This is a genomic window from Microcoleus sp. Pol11C3 (assembly GCF_036701485.1).
GTDB lineage: Bacteria > Cyanobacteriota > Cyanobacteriia > Cyanobacteriales > Microcoleaceae > Microcoleus.
Map to the genome: position 1 here is coordinate 22,180 of NZ_JAUBQW010000079.1, position 7,893 is coordinate 30,072.

Here is a 7,893-nt window from a genome sequence, read left to right on the forward strand (position 1 = left end):
TGCACCTACCGACTGAGCGGGCAGGTGACTTTTGTGTCTGCGGGCGCTGACGAAAGCAACTCAACAGCGCAGCAAGCAAAATAACGCTAAAGTTACTATCTACCTGAGTCCGCAAGGCTACCCTTCCGAACTCAGGAAAAACCCACACAAAAAACTAGATCGCCTGCAATGTATCTAGTTGCAGGGCGGCAATTTCTCCAAGAATCACTGCTTTTTAACAGCAGGGTATTCTAGGAGACATCTCCGAAGCGATGCGAGCGAGATAATTTAAAATCTGCAAACAGGGTTTCAGTGCTAAGTACAGGCCGCATAGACGTAAATTTTTATCAAATCAGCTTCCAATGTGCTGTCTTAAAGTTTACTAGGCTCACACCGCTCGGCAGCCTTCTCTCTCCGAGCTATAAAAACGCATCAACCACACAATCACGGAAATAACATTCAATCAACATGGGTAACACGATCGATCCAAACAGAAACAGAAACGTGCATCAGACTGAGCGAGGAACTCCATTTGCCGGCCAAAGCTGGTTAGTGGAAGAAAGAGATGCCTGCGGTGTGGGGTTTATTGCCAACCAAAGCGGCGAAGCTACGCACTCGATTATTGAAAAAGCGCTGCCAGCTTTAACTTGTCTGGAACATCGCGGCGGTTGCAGCGCCGACCAAGATTCCGGCGACGGTGCGGGTTTGATGACCGCGATTCCTTGGGAATTGTTGGATACTTGGTTTGCCGAACAGGGAATTGTGCCTCCCGCACGGGAAAACTGTGGCGTGGGAATGCTGTTTCTGTCTCAAGATAAATTTCAAGCGACTATAGCGCGGCAGGTGGTTGAGCAAGTTCTGACCGATCGCGGTTTCACAGTTTTGGGATGGCGCACAGTTCCCATCGTACCATCGGTTTTGGGCGAGCAAGCGCGAGAAAATCAACCTCAAATCGAACAAGTAATTGTTAGTTCACCGCACTTAGCCGGAGACGAACTCGACAAACATCTATTTTTGGCGCGCCGCACAATCGGACACGCCCTGTCAAATCGCCCCAACTTCACCCGCCAAGACTTTTATACTTGCTCTTTCTCCTGTCGCACGATCGTCTATAAAGGCATGGTGCGATCGGCCGTACTGGCAGAATTTTACCCAGACCTGAAAAATCCCGCTTATAAAAGCTCCTTTGCCGTCTATCACCGGCGCTTCAGCACCAACACCATGCCCCGCTGGCACTTAGCCCAGCCGATGCGCTTACTGGGACACAACGGGGAAATTAACACGCTGTTGGGCAATATTACTTGGATGAAGGCGCGACAAGCAAATTTAGCTCACCCGAATTGGACTCAAGCTGATATCGACACGTTCAACCCAATTGTCAATCCCGAAAGCAGCGATTCGGCAAACTTGGACAACGTGATGGAGTTGTTGGTGCACTCCGGCCGCACCCCCCTAGAATCCCTGACAATTCTGGTACCCGAAGCTTACAAAAATCAGCCGGATTTGGCTCCTTATCCAGAAATTGTCGATTTTTACGAGTATTACAGCGGCATTCAAGAACCTTGGGACGGCCCGGCGCTGCTGGTGTTCAGCGACGGGAAACAAGTAGGTGCTACGCTCGATCGCAACGGTTTGCGACCGGCCCGCTACTGCATTACTAAAGACGGTTTGGTAATTGTGGCTTCCGAAGCCGGAGTTGTCGATATTCCCGAAGCAGATATTGTCGAAAAAGGCCGTTTGGGGCCAGGACAAATGATTGCAGTTGACCTGCAAACCAAGGAAATTCTCAAAAATTGGCAACTCAAGCAGCGAATTGCTAAACGACATCCCTACGGCGAATGGCTGCAAAAACACCGCGAAACTTTGGAACCGCAGCCTTTTGCCGAAACCGCAACCCTCGACTCGCAAACCCTGTTAGCAACCCAAACTGCTTTTGGCTACACAGCCGAAGATTTGGACATGGTAATCGTCGAGATGGCGAGTTCTGGCAAAGAACCGACTTTCTGCATGGGCGACGACGTTCCCTTGGCTGTGTTGTCAGAAAAGCCTCAGTTGCTGTACAACTATTTCAAACAGCGGTTCGCTCAAGTGACAAATCCGCCGATCGACCCCCTGCGCGAGGGGATGGTGATGTCGCTGACGATGAATGTGGGCCTGCGGGGCAATTTACTGCAAGCAGTACCAGAAAATGCCAAGCGGCTGAAAATTGATTCCCCCGTACTCAACGACGCTGAACTGTGTTTCTTGAAAGACCAGAAGTCTTTCTCCGCCAGCGAATTGTCAACGCTTTACAAAATTGCTGCTGGGCCTTTTGGTTTGAAAACCGCAGTCGAGCAACTTTGTCAAAAGGCGGCGATAGCGGTGCGCGAGGGTTCGAGGATTCTGATTTTGAGCGATCGAGTATCGAAGGCCGAAGGGGAATCTTCTGTGGGATTGAGCGCAGAATGTACTTATATTCCGCCTTTCCTGGCAGTTGGCGCGGTTCACCACCACTTAATTAAGGTCGGCCTGCGGATGCAAACTTCGCTGGTTGTCGATACCGCCCAATGTTGGAGCACTCACCACTTCGCTTGTTTGCTCGGTTACGGGGCGGTAGCTGTTTGCCCTTACTTGGCATTGGAAAGCGTGCGCGCCTGGTGGTCTGACGCCAAGACTCAAAACTTGATGCAGCACGGCAAAGTTCCCAATATTACCGTCACACAGGCTCAAGCTAGATACCGCACAGCAGTGGAAAATGGGCTGCTGAAGATTATGTCGAAAATGGGGATTTCACTGCTGGCTAGCTATCAGGGGGCGCAAATCTTTGAGGCGATCGGCATTGGCGGTGATTTGCTCGATTTGGGTTTCAAAGGCACTGTTTCCCGCATCGGCGGTTTGAGTGTCGCGGAACTGGCTAACGAGGTAATGTCTTTCCACAGTCAAGCTTTCCCAGAATTGCTTCTGAAAAAGCTGGAAAATTTCGGCTTCGTGCAGTACCGCCGGGGCGGTGAATATCACATGAACAGCCCGGAAATGGCCAAGGCTTTGCACAAGGCTGTGACTACTTTTAAGGCTCAGACTAGCGGTAACGGTAACGGATCTGAAGCAAAAACAGCTTACGACCATTACGAGGTTTACAAACAACAGCTAGAAAATCGCCCGGTAACGGCTTTGCGGGATTTGCTCGACTTTGCGAGCGATCGTCCTCCCATTCCTGTCGAAGATGTAGAATCTGTAGCAGATATTGTCAAGCGGTTCGCCACCGGCGGTATGTCCCTCGGCGCTTTGTCCCCGGAAGCCCACGAAACGCTAGCGATTGCGATGAACCGCATCGGCGGCAAATCGAACTCCGGCGAAGGCGGCGAAGACGCGGTGCGCTACAAAGTGCTAAACGATGTGAGTGCGGCGGGTTTCTCACAAACGCTGCCTCACTTGAAAGGTTTGCAGAATGGCGATACAGCTTCTTCATCCATCAAACAGGTAGCTTCTGGACGTTTCGGGGTAACTCCTGAGTACCTGATGAACGCCCAACAAATCGAAATTAAGATCGCACAAGGTGCGAAACCGGGTGAAGGCGGTCAATTGCCGGGGCCGAAAGTGAGCGAGTACATTGCTTATTTGCGCCGATCGAAACCGGGTGTCACGCTGATTTCGCCTCCTCCTCACCACGATATTTATTCGATCGAGGATTTGGCGCAGTTGATTTTTGACTTGCACCAAATCAATCCGAAAGCAGGAGTTTCGGTGAAGTTGGTGTCGGAAGTCGGCATCGGGACTGTAGCCGCCGGTGTCGCTAAGGCCAATGCTGATGTGATTCAAATTTCCGGCCACGATGGCGGCACCGGTGCTTCGCCATTGAGTTCGATTAAGCACGCAGGTTCTCCGTGGGAACTCGGATTGACAGAAGTGCACCGGGTGCTGATGGAAAACAAATTGCGCGATCGAGTTTTACTGCGCGTTGACGGTGGCTTTAAAAGCGGCTGGGACGTGATTGTAGGCGCTTTGATGGGCGGCGAAGAGTACGGTTTCGGCACGGTGGCAATGATTGCAGAAGGCTGTATTATGGCTCGCGTTTGCCACATGAATAGTTGTCCGGTGGGGGTGACAACTCAACAAGAACACTTGCGGAAACGGTTCCCCGGAACGCCGGAACACGTTGTTAATTTCTTCTATTTCGTAGCAGAAGAAGTGCGGAGTTTGTTGGCGAAATTGGGTTATAAGTCGATCGCAGATATCATCGGCCGCGCGGATTTGCTGAAAATGCGCGATGGGGTGAAACTAACTAAAACCCAAGCGATTAATTTGGATTGTTTGACCAAGTTACCGGATACTAAGAGCGATCGATCTTTCTTGATCCACGGCGACGTACACACTAACGGGCCTGTGTTAGACGATGATTTGCTCGCGGATGCGGAGATTCAAAGTGCGATCGCCAATCACGGCACTGTTAGCAAGAATGTAAAATTGGTGAATACTGATCGCACTGTAGGTGCACGTTTAGCAGGTGCGATCGCACAGCAACACGGCAACACCGGCTTTAGCGGTGAAATCACCCTCAACTGCACCGGCAGCGCCGGCCAAAGCTTTGGCGCGTTCAATTTGCCGGGGATGACGCTGGTACTGTCAGGCCAAGCCAACGACTACGTTGGTAAGGGGATGCACGGTGGCGAAATCGCGATCGCACCGCCGGCTGGTGCGACTTATGATGCTTCTGAAAATGCGATCGTCGGTAACACTTGTTTGTACGGTGCGACGGGGGGAACTCTGTTGGCGGCGGGTAAAGCTGGCGAACGGTTTGCGGTGCGAAACTCGATGGCGAAAGCTGTGATCGAGGGTGCGGGCGATCACTGCTGCGAGTACATGACTGGCGGCGCGATTGTGGTGTTAGGAAAAGTCGGCCGCAACGTCGGGGCTGGAATGACTGGTGGCTTGGCTTATTTCCTCGATGAAGATGGCAGTTTCCCGGCTCATGTCAACGGGGAGATTGTGAAGATGCAGCGCGTTTGTACGGCGGCTGGGGAGGCGCAATTGAAGGAGTTGATTGAGGCTCAGTGCGATCGAACCGGCAGCAAGAAAGCTGAGAAGATTTTGGCAAATTGGTCGGAATATTTGCCTAAGTTCTGGCAAGTTGTGCCGCCGAGTGAAGCGAATTCGCCCGAGGCTTCCGAACAAAAGATTGCTGTGAAAGCGTAATTTTGCAGTTGGTTAAAGAGATGAGGGGCGACGCGAGTTGCCCCTTTTTTTGAATCTACCGGACTTGACATTACAAATGAATAGTCAGAAACCGAGTTTTGCACAAAACCTCAAAAAAACCTCTTGCTCCCCCCCTTGCTAAGCTATGCTTTATAAACATCTTTCTTAACGATAAAGTTGACAAAAGTAACTACTTGTGTAAGAGCGATTGGGGAGCTCGCTTCTGATAAAATACGAATTATTCTGCAAAGAGTGTTCATTGATGTCTCTCTCTTTCAAGGAGTTTGCTCAAGCGCGAGCGGGGTTTTTCCCTCTGGCACATTTTGGACAAACAGAATAAAATGTTTTTCTGCCATTGGCTCATGGCGGCTGACGGGGTTGTCACCCCGTCAGGATATTTGTAGAATTAAATTAAAATTCTACAAATCCTAAAAATTAAGGCTTACCGCAACTTATTGAGCGGATACAAATTTTTTAACTCTCAGAGTGGTTTTCCGTCATCCATTTTTGGTAAGTATCCTCCAGTTGCTTGTCTTCCAGAACGAGTTCTAGGCGGACTTTGACGCAACCGTGACGGGGTTGAGAGGCGATCGAATTTAAGATTTTGCTAGCTTTCTGCACAGAGGTAAATTCAGCCTTAACTGTCGGCTCTTGGCGATCGCTCTTAATCTCCGTCAAATCTATACCAGTGATGTTTCCCTCACCTAAATCTATTTCTGCCAACACCTTCGGATCGTCGCCGACTTGTTCGACGATCAGCTTTTCCCACTGGATGGGTACTTGTACCATCCGAGTTTCAATTTCTTTACGCACTATGACTTCGCCGACTTTGCGCTTGCTGCGATTGATCACCAATCGTTCTTCTAGCAGGCGAATTACTTCTTGATCGACAATATCGAAGTTTTCCTCATCCTGATCTGTCTCCAAATTTCCATCTGTGCGATCGGCATCTGTTAGATTTGACATAACTTTTGAGGGATTTGTTAACTCACTGTTGCTAAATTCACTATCCGGTTCAGAGGCATTTTCTAAATACGGATGAGCGCCATTTGCCGAAACTATTGGCAGCAGATCGACTTGATCAGAATTAATAGTTACAAACAGCGCTTTTTGATGATAATCGACTTTTTTGAGCAGCTTAACACTTAATAAAAAAATGCGGGTGTTTTCGCTGCCTAGCGCGGCAACCACAAAGTTTAACTGACCGTTAGCATCAAAATATACATCTTTAACTTTGCCGACCAAGTGACCTTGGTTGTCTTTGACGGTAAAACTTTTTAGCTTAGTTCTGACTTTTTCAGGCACCCGGTTGAGACGGGTTATTGATTGGGCAGTTGCTATCTTTTCTGCTGATGCTTGACCGTTCATTTTTTAAACTTTCCTGCTTAGGGATTTTTATTATGAATTGGTAAGGGGAAATTGGTAAAGGCGGGGAAAGTGCATAAACGTTGCCAAAACTAGACAAGTTTTGTACCCCACCCGCCGCTCACATAGGAATTGCGCGATCGCTACCAATCCAATCAAACCTGCGCGGTGACAGAATTATGTCATTAAGGCGCAATTCCTATGCAATAGCTGTTGCGGTTGGTTTAGATCTTTGGATTTTTATTATCTACAACCGCAGTTCCATCAGTCTTAACGTCTAATTCTTCACGACGCAAGGTTTCTTCGCCCTCAACCGTGGTGCGAACAACTTCTTTTCTGACGTTGACTTCTTCCCGGACGAAAGCTTCCTTGTGAATGTCGGCCGTTTCTTCGTAGACTTCCATGCGTGCAACTTCCCCTGATTGGAAGTCAGCCTCACCGACTGAAACGACTCGACCCGCTTCTACCGGGGTTACTCGATCGATTACAACTCGTTCTTTTTCAATGGGTACTGAAGCTCGCGCTGTTTCAGTTTCCACGCGCTTGCCAACTGCTACTTCGCCTGTTTTTGCGCGGTGTTTGTTGGCAATCAAGCGTTCTTCATAAAGCTTGAGATTTTGGTGCTGCTGTTCGTTAGTTTCGTAGAGTGGGCGGTCGATATCGTAGCTGTAGTTGCTGCGATCGTAGCTAGCAGGAGTTGCAGTGCTTGTAGCGGCAGTTCCTTGATTGCGGTAGACGCCTCTTACCTGTTCTTCGCGATCGTAATCTACCGCTTCTAAATCATTGTAAGCCGGCAATTGTTCTGCTTGAGCTTTGTTGCGAAGGCCTGTGGCGTGGACGCGGCGGGCTCCGTAGTCGAAGCGGGCAGAGCCGATTGGCAACAATACTTTTTTGCCAAAAATCCAAATACCCGTGTCAATTACCAGATAGCGGAAACGACCAGTGTCATCAACCAAAGCGTCATAAACAGTGCCTACTTTTTCATCAGAGTCGCCAGCATAAACATCAAATCCCTTGATGTCGTCTCCAGCAAAGATTTCTTCCTGATAGTTAGGATAAAATTCTGCTAATTTTTGAAGTGCCATGTGTTTTTTCCTCTTTGCTCTACTTAAATTAATAGTAGAAATTAATTCGCTAACTTCCCTCTCCCTAAAGTCAGAAGTGTATAATTTAGGTTGTTTAATACTAGAGGAATACTACGGCATCTCTTTTTCTGTGCTAGCGCGCTCAGCTATTTTAAAGATTGTAAAACTCTATAATCGTTAATCTTAATAACAAGTATTAAAACTCAAAGCCAACCGTAGATACTGTATTGACCTGTCAAGGGGTTGTGGATAAAAAGTTTGGGTCAAAAGGCTTTTGGGATTTTAAGATCCC

Annotated in this window: 3 protein-coding genes; 1 reads left to right on the forward strand and 2 read right to left on the reverse strand. The window is 48.8% G+C overall.

Translation table 11 applies throughout. The features are described from left to right. Positions 1 to 447: 447 nt before the first annotated feature. Positions 448 to 5,151, forward strand: coding sequence for a glutamate synthase large subunit (gltB, locus tag QUA40_RS17985; RefSeq protein WP_333128198.1), 4,704 nt, complete (start codon positions 448 to 450; stop codon positions 5,149 to 5,151). A 474-nt stretch (positions 5,152 to 5,625) separates the two neighbouring features. On the opposite strand, the gene QUA40_RS17990 is transcribed toward gltB, so the two are convergent. Further along, entirely contained in the window at positions 5,626 to 6,519 is an 894-nt protein-coding gene (locus QUA40_RS17990; protein WP_333128201.1) for a DUF2382 domain-containing protein, read from the reverse strand. A gap of 221 nt (positions 6,520 to 6,740) precedes the next feature. Further along, the gene (locus QUA40_RS17995) at positions 6,741 to 7,601 is read right to left on the reverse strand and encodes a DUF2382 domain-containing protein (protein WP_333128203.1); all 861 of its coding nucleotides are present in this window, start codon (positions 7,599 to 7,601) and stop codon (positions 6,741 to 6,743) included. Between the last annotated feature and the right edge of the window lie 292 nt (positions 7,602 to 7,893).